Genomic DNA, 16,819 nt, shown 5'->3' with positions numbered 1-16,819 from the left:
CCGGTTGCATCGTATGCAATGAAGTACGCCCCAGACGCAATCTGACCGTTGACAGCGTTGCACATGGCACTACGATCGTTGCAGATTCCAGCTCGGCGACACCCGACCTGTTGCAGGGGAGTGACGATGAGCAAGGAGCCCTGGTTCGGGACTGCCGCCGAGGCGTTGCCGGACGACGCCGATCACAGCGTCCTCATCGGCCGGATCTGGAACCCGTCCGTCGACGGCCCGTCACCCGTGACCGTCCGAGACGGCGAGGTCATCGACGTCAGCCACCGGTTTCCGACCGTCCGGGACATCTGCGAGTTGCCCGACCCCGCCGCGACGGTTGCCGGGCTGGACGGGCCGCGGGTCGGCGGCTTCGGCGAGCTACTGGCCAACACCGGCGCGGCGAGCCGTGACCCGGCCCGGCCCTGGCTGCTCGCCCCGGTCGACCTGCAGGCGCTCAAGGCCGCCGGCGTGACGTTTCCCGTCTCGATGATCGAGCGCGTCATCGAGGAGCGGGCCCGGGGAGACCTGACACTCGCGGCGGACCTCCGTCGCCGGATGCTCGCCGACCTCGGTGCCGACCTGCACACCCTGGTCCCCGGCTCGGCGGCGGCGGAGCGGCTCAAGGCCGCGCTGATCGCCGAGGGCATCTGGAGTCAGTACCTGGAGGTGGGGATCGGCCCGGACGCCGAGATCTTCACCAAGGGTCAGCCCCTCTCCGCCGTCGGCACCGCCGTCCCGGTCGGCGTGCTCGCCGCGTCGACCTGGAACAACCCGGAGCCCGAGGTCGCGCTCATCGCCCAGTCCAGCGGCCGGATCGTCGGCGCCACCCTGGGGAACGACGTGAACCTGCGGGATGTCGAGGGTCGGTCGGCGCTCCTGCTCCCCCGGGCCAAGGACAACAACGCCTCGTGCGCCCTCGGCCCGTTGATCCGGCTGTTCGACGAGCGGTTTCCGCTCGGTCGGGTGCGCGAACTCGAGGTGGGCCTCCAGGTCCACGGGGTGGACGACTTCCACCTGGAGGCAACCTCGGAGATGGCCCGGATGTCACGCGACCCGGCGGCGCTGGTGCGGCAGTTGATCGGCCCCCATCACCAGTATCCTGACGGCGCCGTGCTGATGCTCGGCACCATGTTCGCCCCCACCGAGGACCGGGATCGCCCCGGTGAGGGCTTCACCCACAAGGTCGACGACGTGGTGCGGATCAGCTGTCCGGCGCTCGGCACCCTGGTCAACCGGGTGCGGCATGCGGAGCAGTGCGAACCCTGGCGGTTCGGCGCCCGCGATCTCATGGGCAATCTGGCGAGGAGAGGACTGCTGTGAAGGTCACCACCACCGATCCGCGCGACGGCCGGCACCAGGTAACGGACCTCACCGAGACCGACGAGTCCGGCGTGGCCACGATCGCCGGCCAGTCGTCCCGGGCGGCACAGTGGCTGTTCGATCGGGGCCGGCTCGGCCGGGCGCAGCTGCTGGACGCGATCGCCACCTCCCTGGAGTCCCGTCGCGTGGACCTGGTCGCGGTCGCGGAGGCGGAGACCGGGCTGGGCCAGGCGCGACTCGACTCGGAACTCACCCGGGCGGCGATCCAGTTCCGGATGTTCGCGGCGGTGCTGCGCGACGGCGGGTACCTGGAGGCGGCCATCGACCACGCCGCCGACACGCCACTCGGGCCCGGCCCGGACCTGCGGCGGATGCTCGTACCCCTCGGGCCGGTGGCCGTCTTCGGTGCCAGCAACTTCCCGTTCGCCTTCTCCGTCGCCGGCGGCGACACCGCCTCGGCGCTGGCCGCCGGTTGTCCCACGGTCGTGAAGGCCCACCCGTCTCATCCGCTGACGTCGCGGGCCTCCGCCGAGGCGATCGAGTCGGCCGTCCGCGACCTGGGTGGGCCCGACGGTGTGATCGCGGCCGTGTACGGGGAGCAGTCCGGCCGTTGGCTGGTGCGCCATCCGGCGATCCGGGCGGCTGCCCTGACCGGCTCCGTCGGCGCCGCCCGCGCTATCCAGGCCGCGATCGACGAACGCGCCGACCCCATTCCGCTGTACGCCGAGTTGAGCAGCGTGAACCCGATCGTGATCCTGCCCGGGGCGGCAGCCGACCGGGGAGACCAGATCGCCGAGGGGCTGTTCGCCTCCTTCACCGCCTCGGGCGGTCAGCTGTGCACCAAGCCCGGTCTGGCGTTCGTCCCGGCGGACCCGGGCGGCGACCGGCTGGTCGACACGCTCCGGGAGACAGTCGCCACCGCCGGCGGGATGGTCCTGCTCAACGAGCGCATCCGTGACGCGTACGACAGCGGGGCCACCGCGTTGGAGAAGGCCGGCGCTCGCCTCGCGGCGCGGCCCCGGATCGAGGCGGGCGCGGGTTTCACGGTCGCGCCGACGCTCCTGGAAGTCGACCTGCCGGGCCTGACCGCCGAGATCGCCGACGAGTGCTTCGGCCCGCTCATGGTCGTGGTCCGGTACCGCGACGTCGCCGATCTCGACGCCGCGCTCGCGACCGTGCCGCCGTCGCTGACCGGGTCCGTCCACAGCGGGCCGGACGACACCGACGCGGTACGCGGACTGGTCGACGTGCTCGCCGCCCGCTGCGGTCGCATCGTCTTCGACGGTTACCCCACCGGTGTCCGGGTGTCGTGGGCGCAGCACCACGGCGGGCCCTGGCCGTCGACGAACGCCGTGCACACCTCGGTGGGCGCCACCTCGATCCGACGGTTCCTGCGCCCGCTGGCCTGGCAGAACGCCCCGGAGTGGATCCTCCCCCAGGAGCTGCGAGACGAGTACGCCGCCATTCCCCGCCGCGTCGACGGGCGGCTGGTGTCAGGACTCGAATAGCCACAGTTGACAGGAGGGTGTGCTGATGTCAATGACGAGTCGACCGTTGCGCAGCGGGCAGTGGTTCGGTGCCGACGGCCGCAACGGGTTCATTCACCGGTCCTGGATGCGCAACCAGGGGTTCGCCGACGACGTCTTCGACGGTCGCCCGGTGATCGGCATCGCCACGACCTGGTCGGAACTGACCCCGTGCAATGCCCACCTGCGCGAGCTGGCCGAGTCGGTGAAGCGGGGCGTGTGGGAGAGCGGCGGCCTGCCGCTGGAGTTCCCCGCGATGAGCCTCGGCGAACCCCTGATGCGGCCCACCACCATGCTCTACCGCAACCTGCTGGCGATGGAGGCGGAGGAGCTGATCCGGGCCAACCCACTCGACGGCGTGGTGCTGCTCTCCGGCTGCGACAAGACCACCCCCGGCCTGTTGATGGGTGCGGCAAGCGTCGACCTGCCGACCCTGCTGATCACCGGCGGGCCGATGCTCAACGGCAAGTTCCGTGGTCAGGACATCGGGTCGGGCACCGCCGTCTGGCGCTTCACCGAGGAGCAGCGCGCCGGTCGGATGACCGCGCTCGACTGCGCGGAGGCCGAAGTCTGCATGTCCCGCAGCAGGGGTCACTGCATGACCATGGGTACCGCCTCCACGATGGCCTGCGTGACCGAGGCGTTGGGCGTTCAACTGGCCGGGGCCGCCGCGGTTCCGGCGGTCGACTCGCGTCGGTACGCCCTCGCGCACGCCGCCGGTCGCCGGATCGTCGCCATGGTCGAGCAGGACCAGCGACTCTCCACGGTGCTCACCCGCGAGGCGTTCGAGAACGCCATCCGGGTCAACGCCGCGATCGGTGGCTCCACGAACGCCGTCGTGCACCTGCTCGCCATCGCCGGACGCGTCGGTGTCCCCCTGTCGCTTGAGGACTTCGACACCCTCACCACCGACGTGCCGATGCTGGTCAACCTGATGCCCTCCGGCACGTACCTGATGGAGGACTTCGCCTACGCGGGCGGTGTCCCGGCGGTGATGAAAGAGATCGCCTCGCTGCTGCACCTCGACCAGATCACGGTCAGCGGGAAGAGCGTGGGCGACAACATCAGCGCCGTCCAGTGCTGGAACCGGCAGGTCATCGGTACCCTGACCGAGCCGTTCCAGCCCGCCGGGTCGGGCACCGTCGTGCTACGGGGTTCACTCGCGCCGTCCGGGGCGGTGCTGAAGGTCTCCGCCGCCTCGGCGCACCTGCTCACGCACACCGGGCCGGCGCTCGTCTTCGACCGGATCGAGGAGTACGCCGTCGCCGCCGACGATCCGGATCTCGACGTCACGCCGGAGACGGTCATCGTGGTGCGCAACGCCGGACCGCGCGGCTACCCGGGCTTCCCGGAGGTGGGTAACGTGCCGATGCCGCGACGGTTGCTCGCCGCCGGTGTCACGGACATGGTGCGGATCTCCGACGCCCGGATGAGCGGCACCGGGTACGGCACCTGTGTCCTGCACGTGGCACCGGAGGCGTCGGTGGGCGGTCCCCTCGCGCTGGTCCGCACCGGCGACCTGGTCCACCTCGACGTCCCGGCGCGACGCCTGGACCTCCTGGTCGACGAGGCGGAACTCGCCGCACGCCGCTCCGCCTGGCAGCCGCCGCGGCTGGCGGCCGACCGGGGCTGGGCGCGGCTCTACACCGAGCACGTCCAGCAGGCCGACAGGGGCGCAGACCTGGACTTCCTCGTCGGTGGCAGCGGCAGTGCGGTGCCCCGTCACTCACACTGACTCAACCGGCGCCGGCGGCGCGGCCCTCGTGCGGGGTCAGGTCACTGCGCACAGGGTCTCGCCGTCGGGGCTACTCTCGTGCGGTGGACGCCACCTTCTTCTTCGACCCCATCTGCCCCTGGACCTGGCGCACGTCCCGCTGGCTGGTGACCGTCGCCGAGGCCCGCGGCCTGCGCATCGAGTGGCGGGCCTTCAGCCTCGGCATCCTCAACGGCGGCGACGTCCCGCCCGAGTACGCCGACGCGATCACCGCCTCGAATCGCGCCCTACGCCTGGTCGAGGCGCTGCGCGCCGAGGGCCGTCACGACGAGGTCGGCCGGTTCTACGCCGAGTTGGGCGCCCGGACGCACGACGCCGGCAACCCGCCGAGCGGCAAGCTGGTGGACGCGGCCGTCGAGGCGGCCGGCCTCGGCGACGCGGCACCCGCCCTCGACGACGAACGCTGGGACGCGCAGGTGCACGCCTCGCACGCCCTGGCGTACGCCTCCGCCGGGCCGGACATCGGCTCCCCGGTGCTGATGGTGCCCGGGGCCGACCGGGGCCTGCACGGCCCGATCCTGACCGAGGTGCCCGGCGCCGACGACGCGCTGGTCCTGTGGGACAGCGTCGTGCCGCTGCTGCGCATGCCGGCCTTCCACGAGCTCAAGCGCGCCCGCCACTGAGTCACAGTCAACGCACTAGCTAGAACGACAACCGCACCTTCCTCACCGCAACCGCCGTCGTGGTTCAGCCCTAGCCGCGCCTCGTCCGTGCGGCGGGCGCCGTCATCAAGAAGGCCCACGCGCTTGCCAGATCACCTGCCCGGCCGTGGTCATAGTTCTCACGTCGGGCGTCGGAAGTCCGGACAGGCGACACTCGCGGATCCTGCGCGGCGAACCCACTCGCGGCCGACGCTCTCGGCTTCGAGTTGGTTGACTGGCGTCGCGTGGTGCGGGGCTCCTGACCGGGGTGCGAGCCCGGCCCGCGATACTTGATCGGGACGGGGCGGGCGCTGAACCCGCGGCTCCTCCCGGCCGTGGAAGCGGTCGGCCGCATCGGTCCACAATGGCGTGAGAGAGGGCTCGGATGACACAGGGCTGGGAACAGGACGGGATCTTCGCGCCGCACCGGGTGTTGCGGACGCCACTGGGCTTCGACGAAGCCCATGCCTTCGACGAGGTCGGACCGGCCGCGCTGGTCACCGTCGCGGGCCGCCCCGCCCTGGCCAGTTTCGGGTTGCCGACCGACGACGGGTCCTACTACTCCGTGGTGGATCTGGAGACCGGAGCCCGCGTTCCGGACCGGTCGGGGCTGCACGGCTCGAAGGGGCCACGCGCCGCGGCGGTGGGAATGTGTGGCGATCGGGCGGTTCTCGCCCTGCTGCTCCAGAGCCCGGCCGACGGGGACGACGGCGTACGGGTGTTGCGGTTGCGCGATGGGTGGTCGGGCGAGCCCATCGACGTGGAGTTCCCGCGGTTCCGGCGCGACTGCCCGGTCGCGGTCGCCACGATCGACGGCCGGGGGATCGTCGCCGCGGGTGCGACGGTGTACGACGCGCGGGACGGCAGCGTGATCGCCCGGCACGCCGGCGCCGGCTACATCAAGGCGTTGGCGGAGCATCAGGGCAGGCTGCTCCAGGTCCGCTACGACGTCCTGCGTCGCGCCCACTTCCTGCAGGATGCGCTGACCGGTGCCGCCGTCGGTGAGCCGTTCGGCGGCCGGGAACTCAGCACAATCGCGACGGTGGTGGTGGACGGCCACCTCTGGGTGGTCTCCGCGGGCAGGCATGCCGCCGACTCGGCGTTGGCGTGGGACGTCACCGACGGGTGCGAGGTGGACTTGCCGCCGCTGTGGGACGCCGAGTCGGTCGGCAACCGGCCGATCGAGAATCTACGGTTGCAGGCCCGGGACGGCGAGATCACCGCCCTGGTGCAGTGGGGTTATGACGGCCGGAACGGCACCGAGGTCTGGTTGCCCGCACCGCACGGCGGGCGGCGGCTGGGCGTGGATCTCGGCGCGTCCTCCGCGCTGGCCCTGGGTGTTCTCGACGGTCGAACGGCGGCCGTGGCGGGCTACCACGGCCGCTCGTTGAAGGTGTTCGACGTCGAAGCGGGCACCCTGGTCCCGAGTCCCTACTACGCCGGTTACGTCAAGTCCGACATCAAGAAGCGGAACTGCTCCTTCGTCGATGTCGACGGACGTGGTTCCCTGCTGGTGTGCGGCGCGACGGGGGTGGTGTGGGACTTCGAGTCGGGTCTGCCGGTCGGCACGGCGCCGTTCGGTGACGGCGTGCGGACGATCGCGGCCGGCGTAGTGGACGGCCGTGCGATGTTCGCCGTCCTGGCCGGCCGTTCGGACACCGTCCCGACGACGTTGCAGGTGTGGGATCCACAGACCTCTCGAACGGTCTTCTATCGGGAACTCCCGGCGGAGTCGGAGGGCTTCCGCACATGGGACAACCCGATGACGTTCGTGGAGTTCGCCGGGCAGCCGACGGTGGCCCGGCGGTTCAACCGGGGTATCGAGTTCTACGACGCCCGGACCGGCGAGCTGGTCGGAAGCATCACCGTGGAGAACATGAAGCGGATCAACGTGCTGGCGGCCGGCCGGATCGGCGGCCGGACGCTGCTTGCCGCCGGTGACGCGAAGGGCCCGGTGCAGGTCTGGGATACGTCCACCGGACGGGAGGCGGGGCCCGTGCTGCGCGGTCACCGGATCGACGACGGCCTGCCGAAGATCAACAACCAGTCGGTGTCGGCCATCGCCTTCGCGCAGGTCTCCGGTCGTCAGGTGGTGGTCACCGGCGGCGTCGACAGGACCGTCCGGCTCTGGGACCTCGCCACCGGCGAAGCCATCGGGACCCCGTTCGCCGCCCACCCCGGCGAGATCACCGCGCTGCTGCCGACGCACTGGCATGACCAGGCCGCAGTGATCTCGGTGGCCTCCACCGGCGCCCCGCGGATGTGGATGATGGGCGCACCGCCGGTCGACACGGGACACACCGGCGAGGTCACGGCCCTGACCGCCGGCACCCGAGAGGGCCGGCCCGCCTTCGCGTCCAGCTCCGCGGACGGGACGATCCGGCTGTGGGACGCGGCCACCGGCCGGATCGTCGACTCGATCGCCGTGGGCAGGGCCCAGGTCACCGCGGTGGCATTCGGTGGGCCGGCCCGCGACATCCTGATCAGCGTCACCGACGACGGGCTGGTGCAGCGCTGGGACGCGAACTCCGGTACGGCTCTGGGCGCCCCACTGCATCGCGGCGACAAGCCGATGTACGCGGCGGACACCGTGGAGATGGACGGCCGGTCACTGGTCGGCGCGGCGGGAGCGGACCAGACGCTGCGGATCTGGGACGTGGTCACCGGCGAGCCGGTCGCCCAACTGCCGGTCGGCCGGCTCGTCGGGTCGGTGGCGCTGGCCGCGGCCGGCGGGCGACTGCTGGCGTTCGTGCACGGTGGCACGGCGGCGGGCGACGAGAGATGCGCGGCGGACTCCGTGGCAGCGCTGTGGGACGTGTCGGCCGGACAGCCCATCGACAAGCCGATCCATCTCAGCGAGGGCGGCGAGGTGGCCGCCCTCGGGGTGAGGAACGGCAGAGTGGTCAGGATGCACGGTCTCGACGTCGGCGCCGAGGACTACTTGTTCCATGGACCGAGCGAGGACAACCTGGAACTCCGCGATGCCCTCACCGGTGACCTCCTCGCCGCGCTCAAACAGCACGACTACGGCCGCAGTGGCGCGGTGGTGATGGTCGAAGCCGCCGGCCGTACCCTGATCGTCGCCGGTTTTGCGAACGGCGTCGCCCTCCTCGACGATGAGTTGCGAGAGGTCAGCGAGCACTACCGCGAACACAAGACCAGCATGGTCAACTGCGTCGCCGCGACCGAGGTTGACGGCGACCTGGTGGTGGCTTCCAGCGACGACGCCAACGCGGTGCACATCTGGAGACCGTCCCGCTAGCCTAGGTGGTGTACTCCAGCTCGGTCCGCGCGAGGTCGCGCAGGGTCTCGGCCATCTTTCCTGCGTCGAGGCCCTGAAGGTAGGCGACCAGGGCGTCGCGGGTCTCCGCGACGGTCGCGGGCAGGGCGTCGCCGTGGATCTGGCCCGGCAGGATGATCTGCCGGAAGGCCACCTCCTCGATCGCGCCGCCGGTCAGCTTCTCCGTGATCCAGTAGGGCGTGCGTTCGCGGATCGCGAAGGTCAGGTGCAGGCTGGGCCGATCGGCCGGGTTGAACGGGTTGTGCACCCAACCTCTCGGCAGGAGCATCGACTCACCTGGCTGAAGGTCGACTGTCAGATCCGGGCCGGCGGCCCGCCACTCGTCCAGGTAGCTGTCCTTCCACACCCGGAAGGACTCCAGGTGTTCCCGCATGGGTGCTTCCACCACCGGTGGCCACAGCTCCCACCGCTTGACCCCGGCGAGCTGGACGATGACGGCCATCTGCTGGTCCCAGTGGTGGCGGAGCCCCTGCTCTCGGCCGGGGGTGAGAAAGGCGTGGACGTAGTTCGAGTAGCCGGTCTCCGCCTGGATGGCCCTCGCCAGTCCCGCCAGGTAGGGCATCACCCGCTGGAGGTTGCCGAGGCGGATGGTGTGGCCCCGCTCGTAGAGCCGGCGCAGTCGGAGGGCGTCGGTGCGCCCGTTCGTGGTCCAGGACCGGGCGTTCAGCGCCGGGGCGGGGGCCTTGATGGCGGCGATCTCGTCGGCCGGGACACAGCCGGTGTCGATCCACTCGTAGAGCCGTTCGGGTGTGACAGTCACGTCCAGGCTGGTGCGCGGGCGCTGGTAGACGCGCGGCTCGTCGGGCCAGTGGTCCATCAGGTCTGCGACTCCGTCCGGGGGAAGTATGAGGCTGAGCGACACGGTTACCTCCTCATCGTGTGTCGGGCGGCGACGGGCAGGGGATGTCGGGAAGTGATCGGCTGGGACAGCAGACGACGGCGAAGGAGACGTAGCCGAAGGCCGGGGTGTAGTAGCCCCAGGCCACGTCGCTGCCGAGGGTCAGGCTCGCGGACTTCCGGTCGATCAACTCGTCCACGGTGAGCAGCGTGCCGCCGGACTGGTCCGCCGGGTTCGCCGCTCGGACCCGGCTCATCCAGGCTGCCGCCCCGGCGACATCGGTCCAGGTCCGCTCGGCTGCGGCCTGGCTGCGACGGAGCAGCCAGTGGCCGGTCTCCACCGGCGTCATGGTGTTGGCCAGGAACGCCTGGGTCTCCGCGTCGCCCGAGTCGGCCCCGGGTCGGCGTGGCCCTTCCTTGGCGAACTCCGATCGCGATCCGGTCCACGGCCCGAAGCCGTGCCAGTGGCCTGCCCAGTTGCCCATCTGCGCCCTTTTCTGCTGTTGCGGCCGGCCGTCCCCGATTGCTGGCGATCGAGGACGGCCGGCTCTCGTCGCGATCTTCGTGTCAGGCGGTCAGTCCCCGGTCCTTCGCCCAGCCGAGCGCCAGGTTGTCCAGCTCGACACCGGTCAGGCGCAGCTCGTGGCCGACGCTGTCCACCTTGTTGTCCCGCACCACGAAGGCGTCGGCGACACCCGGAATCGGGGCGACCTCGGCGCAGGTCTCGTTGTCACCACCGAGGTTGCCACCGCAGTAGGTCGTGAATTGCGCGCCGTCGACCGGCACCGCGTACAGGTTGTTCAGGGACATAAGAGAAGACCTTTCATGCTTTCCCATTCGCGGGAGAGTGCGGCTCCCGCGTCCGTTCTTTGTCTTACCGTGCGGCGATCGGAAGGGTGGGCGACTCGCGGACGACCCGGAAACCGGAGGTCCCCTCACCCGGGCGGCGATCCGACCGTGGGCCGCGACCGGCAGGGTCGGGTGACTCGTCACGACGGCCATTCCCCGTTCGACCGCCACCGCTGGCCCGGTGTCAGGGAACCGGCACGGCCCGGCCACTGCACCGGGAGGGGTATGGTCCGTTGCTGGCGAAACCACTCCGGCAGGTGCGTTCCGCGCTGACGCTGCGGCAGGACCGGCAGTACGGTGGTGGGACACAGGTACGAGGGACGGGTGCGCACATCGGCCTCCGCGAGTAGGTGATCGGGAGGGGCCGCCCCCGGACGGGGGATGTCCGTGGGCGGCCCCAGGCAGAACCCGCCCCAGCCCGCCCTGGCATGGAGCAGATCCGCATGGATGACAGTCTGGTTAGGAGCGGTCTATCTTCGATACGTATTCACCGCCATTGAGTCGACCATTCGGTGCATGCGTCGACCGCCGGGCGACAGGTCAATAGAACTGGGCAGAAGGTGGGCAGCCGATGGGCAGCCGATGGGCAGCGCGATGAAGTACGTAGTGATGGAGTTTCGCCTTTTCCGCATCTCGCTGGGCCTCGGCCAGGAGGACTTCGGCCGGGCGATCGGATATTCGGCGTCACACGTCAGCGCGGTGGAGACGGGTGGCCGGCCGCCCACCGCCGACTACGCCATGGCGGTCGACCGCAGTTACGACCCCGCCTTCGACAAGACGGACGGTGGGCGGTTCGCCCGGATGGTCCGGGAGCTGTCCAAGATTGACAACGACCCGGCGTGGCTGCGCGAATGGGGTGAATGGGAGAGCGAGGCGCGCCTGCTGCGCTGGTACGAGCCCGCCTATGTGCCCGGCATCCTCCAGACCGAGGCATATGCCCGCGCGACGCTCGCCGACGGTCTGCTCGCGCCCGACGAGGTCGAGCACCGGGTGACCTCGCGGCTGGAGCGGCAGCGGATCCTGACCCAGGACAACCCGGTCCCGCTGGTCGCGGTGCTCGACGTGATGGTCCTCCGGCGGCAGATCAACGGGCACCCCGGGGTCATGAGGGAGCAACTCGACCACATCGTGAAGATGGCCGAGCTGCCGCACGTGCAAATCCTCGTGGTAACCGAGGAGGCGGGTGTCTACCCTGGACTACAGGGAGGCTTCATCCTGGCGACGCTGCCCGACGGCTCGGTGGTCGCGTACCTCGATCATCAGGTCGACGCGCAGGTCGTCACCCAGCCGGACCGGCTTGCTACGCTCCAGCGGATATGGGAGGTCGTCAGGGGCGAGGCCCTCTCGCGCAGGCAGTCCCTCGATCGGATCAAGGAAGTGGCGCAGACATGGAAATGACCGGTGCCAACTGGCGCACGTCGACTCGTTCGGGGGCCAACGGCGGAGCGTGCGTCGAGGTGGCCGACAACCTCTCCGGCGTCGTCCTGGTCCGCGACACCAAGGACCGCGACGGCGGCACCCTCCAGTTCGACCCACGCTCGTGGCAGTCGTTCGTAACGCTGGCGACGCGGATCGGCCCGGTGGGCTGACCGCTCACCCCGCGGCAGGCCAGCTGTGCCGGGGGCCTGCTTTGCCCGGGGGCCGCTGTGCCCGGGGCCCGCTGTGCCGGGGGCCTGCTGTGTTGCGCCGGTCGACGGCCTGCGGATGTCGGTGCCGGGCGGCATGATCGGCGGATGATCGCACGCTTCAAGGATCTCTGCCTCGACGCCGCCGACGCCCACGCCCTCGGCGGGTTCTGGGCCCGGGTGCTCGACGGGGAGTTGGTCGACACCGGCGACGGTGACACCCGGGTCGATCCGCGCCGGGCCGGTTCGGGCGCCGAGTCGATCTGGGTCAACCGGGTGCCGGAGCCGCGTACCGTCAAGACCCGCGTCCATCTCGACCTGCGGCTGACCGGGGCGAGCCCGGCGGCGCTGCTGGCGGCCGGGGCGAGGCTGGTCCGGGAGCCGGACGCGGAGATCGACCGGTGGGTGCTGGCCGACCCCGACGGGAACCTGTTCTGCGCCTTCGCCGCCGGTGGCGACTCCCGTCCCGGGCCGTTCGAGCTCGTGGTGGACGCCGCCGACCCGACCGCCCAGGCCACCTGGTGGGCCGGCGTGGTCGGTGGCGAGGTGGCGAGCGGCGAGCACGGGCACGCGTCGGTCGTCGGTGCGGCCGGTTTTCCCTGGGACCACTGGGTCTTCGACCCCGTGCCCGAGCGCAAGACCGTCAAGAACCGGATGCACTGGGACGTCGACCTGACCGCCGCCGGGCCGACCGCGTTGATCAGGGCCGGTGCGACCCTGCTGCGGGAGCCGGACGACACGGTGTCGTGGTGGGTGCTGGCCGACCCGGAGGGCAACGAGTTCTGCGCCTTCCCGCCACGTGCCACCGACTGACCGTCAGGTGCTACCGGGCGACCGTCAGGTGCTACCGGGCGACCGCCAGGTGGACTAGCGTTTAACGCACTTCGCCGTCCGCGCGTACGCCGTCGCCGTCGATACGCCACCGGCCGACCCCGACCCGCCCGATCGGTTGGTTCTCGCGGGAACAGCCCCTCACCGGCATACCGGTTGGGCAGGATCGTCCCCAACGAGGAGGTGCCGCCGTGGTGCAGGACACCCGCGCTCTCACCCTGACGTTCGAGGTGAGCGGCCTGCCACCGATCAAGACCGAGGCGCTGTCCATCTTCGCCGCCGGGCACCGGCAGGCGACGAGGGTACGCGCCCTGCTACAGGCCGCCTGTGCAGCCGCGCAGCAGACCGGCTGGACCCCGCTGTCCGGCCCGGTCGAGATCGACCTGACCCTGCGCTGCCCGCCCGGGCACCGCACCTCCGACGCCAGCACCCTGCTGGGCGGGGTGTGTGCGGTGCTCCAGGACAAGAAGCGGGTTTCCAGCATCGGCCTGACCCACCTCGGCGTGCTGGTCGACGTCGCCCTCTACGACGACGACCGGCAGATCCGCCGGCTGTCCTATGCCGAGGAGCCGGCCGAGGAATTCTCGTACCTGGTACGCGTCGCGGCCGTACCGGACGGGGTTTGACCGACGGCCGCGGTGGGGTACCGCAGCCGCCGACGAAGGGAGCGCCGATGTCGGAGCCACATGTCACGCTGGATCCCCGCGACCCGGTGCAGGAGAAACTGCGCCGGCCGCTGGAGGACCAGCTGACCTCCGCCCTTCAGGCGGCCGCCGACCGGGTGCGGGACGGCTACGCCGGTGAGCCGGTGGAGCAGGTCTGCCAGCGGCTGCTCGACGAGACCCGGGCCGGACTGCATCCCGACATCGCGGCCGGCTTCGAACCCGACATGGACGAGTTCTGCCGGGTGGCGGTCGCCATCGTGCGCGGCGAGAGCACCTGACGCTCGGCTCGACCCAGGTCGGGGCGGGCCCACAGGTCCCGCCCCGACCTCGCCGAACGCGGGCAGCGAGCCGGGGGCGCACCGGCACGGCATGCCGGCCGCCGGGCGCCGGTCCGGGTACCCGTCCACCGCGCATCCGCCCACCGCGCATCCGTCCACCGCGCAACCGCCCACCCCGCAACCGCCCACCCCGCAACCGCCCACCGCACATCCGCCCACCGCACATCCGCCGACCGCACATCCGCCGACCGCGCAGTCCACGGCGCAGCTCAGAAGTGGCGCAGCAGATCCGGGAAGGCGCTCAGGTGCAGCACGCCGGCGTCCGCCGGATCCAGCTCGTCGTGCTCCAGCACCCAGGTGTTGGCGTTGGGGATGAACACCGCGTTCCAGCCGGCCGCCCGGGCGGGCAGGATGTCCGAGCGCGGCGAGTTACCGATCATCCAGACCCGGGCCGGGTCGACGGCATGCTCGCGTGCCAGCCGACGGTAGGTTTCGACGGTCTTCTCCGGCACGATGTGCGCGGCCACGAAGTGGTGCAGCAGCCCGCAGGCGTCCAGCTTGCGCTGCTGCTCCTCGCGCTCGCCCTTGGTCAGCAGCAGCAGCTCGTGCCGGCCGGCCAACTTGTCCAGGGCGTCGGCCACCCCCGGCATCAGCTCGACCTGGTGGGTCACCAACGCCACCGCCAGCTCGTCGATCTCGCGGCGCTCCGCCGCGGTGGCCGGCCGCTGGCGCAGCCGTTCCAGGCACTCCCGCAGGCTGCGCAGGAACACCTTGCTGCCGTAGCCGTGGGTGACCGCGTTGGCCCGTTCAATGTCGTCGAGGACACCCCGCAGCTGCCTCCGGTCGAGGGTCGGATGCGCCAGCCACTCCAGGAAGTCGTCGATCACCCGTTCGAAGACGACATTGTTCTCCCAGAGCGTGTCGTCGGCGTCGAAGACCAGCACCCGACCCGACCCGATCAGCACCCCGTCCTTCGTCACCTCGCGGACTGTAGGCGACCACCCGCACGGCGGGCGACCGGATAACCGACGGCCGATCCTGGATCGGCCCGCTCAGGCCGGCGCGAAGACCACCCTGGAGCGGATCCGCCGAAAGCCGGTCCGTTCCAGTTCCGCCACCACCGCCACGCGGCGCGCGTCCGTGTCCGCGACCACCTCGTACGCTCCGCCCCCGGCCAGCGTCGCAACCGCGTCGGCCAGCAGCTCGCCGCGCACCGCGCCGGCCAGCACCGCGCCGCCGGACCGGACCGCCGCGCCCTGGGCAACCCCGCCCCCGGCAATGCTGTCCCCGGCAGTGCTGCCCCGGGCCGCGCTGTTCCCGGCCGCGCTGTCCCGGGCGGCGCCGTCCCGGGCCGGCACGTCGAGCAGGCCGAGGTAGGCGATCATCGGATAGCAGGCGTCACCCGCCGTCGCCGCCACCCCGACCGGTTCGCCGCCGTCCAGCGCCACGCGCCAGTTCCCGGCCGGGCCGGTCAGCCAGGCCAGCGGATCCCGGGCCAGGTCCACACCGGACACCTGCCGCGCCGTCTCCGCACCGGTCAGCACGTCGGGCTCGGCGACGCGGGCCACCAAAGCGTTGATCTCCGTTCGGTCGGCGGCCGGCCGGAAGGAGAACCGGCCGGACACGGTCGGCAGGGGTCCACCCGTCCAGCTGAACCTCAGCCGCTCCCCCCGCTCGACCAGGCCGGCGAGCCGGGCCGCCGCCATCGGTGCCTGGGCCACGGCCCGCACCGGCGGTTGCCGGCGCCAGTACGCCGGCAACGCCGCGTAGTAGATCTTCGGACCGCCGAGCGCCTCGTGGCCGGCGCGCAGCAACGCCGCACCCACCTCAGCAGCGGCACCGACCCCCGACACGGCACCGACTCCCGACACGGCGGCTGCCGCCGGCATGGCACCGTTCCCCGCCACGGGATCGACCCCGGGCATCGGGTCCAGGTCGAAGCGTTCCAGCCACGGCTCCCCGACGGAACCGGGCGGCAGGAGCCAGGCGGCCCGGCCGACGACCCGGCCGGCGCGTAGCGCTATCCAGGTGTGCTCGGGTCGGTAGCCGCCACCGGCTATCCCGTCGGCGTAACCGACCTGGCGCAGTTGCGGCAGCGGGTCGGGCATCGAGTCGAACAGTTCCTCCTCGCCCGCAACGAGCGGGCGGATGACCAGTTCGGCCATGGTTGATCCTCCGGGAAGGCGGCGCCCGGGTCAGATCCGCGTGGACGCCGGAACGCGGAGGGGGCGCAGAACATCGGACATTGTTCTGACCTCCTTCCGGCTCGACGGCGTGCCCGAAAACTACGCCACACCCGCACCCCGCGCAACACCGTTACCCGCCACCGGCCACCCCCGCGATCAGACAGTCCTGGCCACGGCAAGGAACGCAGGGGCGGGCGACGGCACGACCAGGACTGCAAGATCGACAAGGCTGGGTCAGCGGGGGTCGAAGAGGTGCGCGCCGAGTAGTTGGTCTCGTTGTTCCTGCGCCTCGGGGCGCAGCCGGCCGCCCCGGGTGAGCATCACCATCCCGTGCAGCAGGCTCCAGCCCAGCTCGGCCAGGGTGTCGGCGTCGCGCCCGGCGGCCAGCGGGTCCAGCGCCGCGCGCAGTTCGCCGAAGGTCGCCGCGACCGTCTCGGGCACCTGCTCGGCGCCGAGGGTCAACTCCGGGGTGTGCGCGAACATCGCGTCGTACACCTCCGGGTTGGCGTACGCGAAGTCCAGGTAGGCGCCCATCACCGCAGGCCACACCTGGGCGGGCCGGCCGGCCGCGCCACGTGCGCCGGCCAGCGCGGCGGCCAGGTCGGCGAAGCCCCGCACCGCGACCGCGACCACCACCGCGTCCCGGTCGGCGAAGCGTTCGTAGAGCGCGCCGAGGTCGACATCGGCGCGTTCGGCCAGCCGTCGGGTGGTCACCGCCGCCCACCCCTCCGCCTCGGCCAGCTGCCAGGCGGTGGTGACGATCGCATCGCCGCCCGGCGCTGCGTCTCCGTGCTCGACTCCGGACACTCTGCCGACCCTACCCGCGGCACCTCCCGGCAGATGACTCCGACGGAATGACGACTCTCCACCGCCCCGAGAACGCCCACCCCCACCCCACCCAGACCGGGCCCGACCGAGGTTGATCATGAAGTTAGCGGTACTTTTTGATCTCCTCAACCCCGCTAACTTCATGATCGACGCGGCTGGGCGGCTGG

Annotated in this window: 16 protein-coding genes; 10 read left to right on the top strand and 6 right to left on the bottom strand. The window is 71.4% G+C overall.

All coding sequences use genetic code 11. The features are described from left to right. The first annotated feature begins 126 nt into the window (after nt 1-126). The 5 genes from KIF24_RS09270 to KIF24_RS09250 all read left to right on the top strand — a co-directional run bounded on the left by KIF24_RS09270 (nt 127) and on the right by KIF24_RS09250 (nt 8,514). On the top strand, nt 127-1,311 hold the full coding sequence (locus KIF24_RS09270) for a fumarylacetoacetate hydrolase family protein (RefSeq protein ID WP_221083671.1): 1,185 nt from the start codon (nt 127-129) through the stop codon (nt 1,309-1,311). Then, nucleotides 1,308-2,819, top strand: a complete 1,512-nt coding sequence (locus tag KIF24_RS09265; protein WP_221083670.1) for an aldehyde dehydrogenase (NADP(+)) — start codon at nt 1,308-1,310, stop codon at nt 2,817-2,819. Before KIF24_RS09270 ends, KIF24_RS09265 begins: the two co-directional genes overlap by 4 nt. A gap of 31 nt (nt 2,820-2,850) precedes the next feature. Then, on the top strand, nt 2,851-4,572 hold the full coding sequence (locus KIF24_RS09260) for an IlvD/Edd family dehydratase (RefSeq protein ID WP_230415412.1): 1,722 nt from the start codon (nt 2,851-2,853) through the stop codon (nt 4,570-4,572). A gap of 83 nt (nt 4,573-4,655) precedes the next feature. Next, on the top strand, nt 4,656-5,234 hold the full coding sequence (locus KIF24_RS09255; protein ID WP_221083668.1) for a DsbA family protein: 579 nt from the start codon (nt 4,656-4,658) through the stop codon (nt 5,232-5,234). Between the two features lie 403 nt (nt 5,235-5,637). Next, nucleotides 5,638-8,514, top strand: coding sequence for a WD40 repeat domain-containing protein (locus KIF24_RS09250; RefSeq protein WP_221083667.1), 2,877 nt, complete (start codon nt 5,638-5,640; stop codon nt 8,512-8,514). Between the two features lies 1 nt (nt 8,515). On the opposite strand, the gene KIF24_RS09245 is transcribed toward KIF24_RS09250, so the two are convergent. From KIF24_RS09245 to KIF24_RS09235, 3 genes are all read right to left on the bottom strand, one after another. Then, the gene (locus tag KIF24_RS09245; protein WP_221083666.1) at nt 8,516-9,415 is read right to left on the bottom strand and encodes a cupin domain-containing protein; all 900 of its coding nucleotides are present in this window, start codon (nt 9,413-9,415) and stop codon (nt 8,516-8,518) included. A gap of 10 nt (nt 9,416-9,425) precedes the next feature. Next, complete coding sequence (locus KIF24_RS09240; protein WP_221083665.1) at nt 9,426-9,875, bottom strand: hypothetical protein; 450 nt, start codon at nt 9,873-9,875, stop codon at nt 9,426-9,428. Nucleotides 9,876-9,957: 82 nt separating this feature from the next. After that, complete coding sequence (locus KIF24_RS09235; RefSeq protein ID WP_221083664.1) at nt 9,958-10,200, bottom strand: hypothetical protein; 243 nt, start codon at nt 10,198-10,200, stop codon at nt 9,958-9,960. A gap of 621 nt (nt 10,201-10,821) precedes the next feature. Here KIF24_RS09235 and KIF24_RS09230 point away from each other — a divergent pair. The 5 genes from KIF24_RS09230 to KIF24_RS09210 all read left to right on the top strand — a co-directional run bounded on the left by KIF24_RS09230 (nt 10,822) and on the right by KIF24_RS09210 (nt 13,638). Further along, nucleotides 10,822-11,637, top strand: coding sequence for a helix-turn-helix domain-containing protein (locus tag KIF24_RS09230; protein ID WP_221083663.1), 816 nt, complete (start codon nt 10,822-10,824; stop codon nt 11,635-11,637). Further along, nucleotides 11,634-11,828, top strand: coding sequence for a DUF397 domain-containing protein (locus KIF24_RS09225; RefSeq protein WP_221087263.1), 195 nt, complete (start codon nt 11,634-11,636; stop codon nt 11,826-11,828). The genes KIF24_RS09230 and KIF24_RS09225 overlap by 4 nt, the downstream gene beginning before the upstream one ends. A 144-nt stretch (nt 11,829-11,972) precedes the next feature. Then, nucleotides 11,973-12,677 carry a VOC family protein gene (locus tag KIF24_RS09220; protein WP_221083662.1) on the top strand — a complete coding sequence of 235 codons (705 nt, stop codon included), beginning with the start codon at nt 11,973-11,975 and terminating at the stop codon, nt 12,675-12,677. A gap of 212 nt (nt 12,678-12,889) precedes the next feature. After that, on the top strand, nt 12,890-13,321 hold the full coding sequence (locus tag KIF24_RS09215) for a RusA family crossover junction endodeoxyribonuclease (protein ID WP_221087262.1): 432 nt from the start codon (nt 12,890-12,892) through the stop codon (nt 13,319-13,321). Between the two features lie 47 nt (nt 13,322-13,368). Beyond that, the gene (locus tag KIF24_RS09210; RefSeq protein ID WP_221083661.1) at nt 13,369-13,638 is read left to right on the top strand and encodes a hypothetical protein; all 270 of its coding nucleotides are present in this window, start codon (nt 13,369-13,371) and stop codon (nt 13,636-13,638) included. 269 nt (nt 13,639-13,907) lie between these two features. On the opposite strand, the gene KIF24_RS09205 is transcribed toward KIF24_RS09210, so the two are convergent. From KIF24_RS09205 to KIF24_RS09195, 3 genes are all read right to left on the bottom strand, one after another. Further along, nucleotides 13,908-14,582, bottom strand: coding sequence for an HAD family hydrolase (locus tag KIF24_RS09205; RefSeq protein ID WP_221087261.1), 675 nt, complete (start codon nt 14,580-14,582; stop codon nt 13,908-13,910). Between the two features lie 108 nt (nt 14,583-14,690). Then, nucleotides 14,691-15,803: an acetyltransferase gene (locus tag KIF24_RS09200; RefSeq protein ID WP_230415410.1), complete on the bottom strand. Its 1,113-nt coding sequence runs from the start codon at nt 15,801-15,803 to the stop codon at nt 14,691-14,693. 255 nt (nt 15,804-16,058) lie between these two features. Then, on the bottom strand, nt 16,059-16,631 hold the full coding sequence (locus KIF24_RS09195) for a TetR/AcrR family transcriptional regulator (protein WP_331461050.1): 573 nt from the start codon (nt 16,629-16,631) through the stop codon (nt 16,059-16,061). Nucleotides 16,632-16,819: the final 188 nt, after the last annotated feature.

Origin of the sequence: Micromonospora tarapacensis, from assembly GCF_019697375.1 — a bacterium.
Taxonomy (GTDB): Bacteria; Actinomycetota; Actinomycetes; order Mycobacteriales; family Micromonosporaceae; genus Micromonospora; species Micromonospora tarapacensis.
The sequence above is the reverse complement of the archived record's forward strand: the minus strand, read 5'-3'. Positions and strand labels throughout refer to the sequence as shown.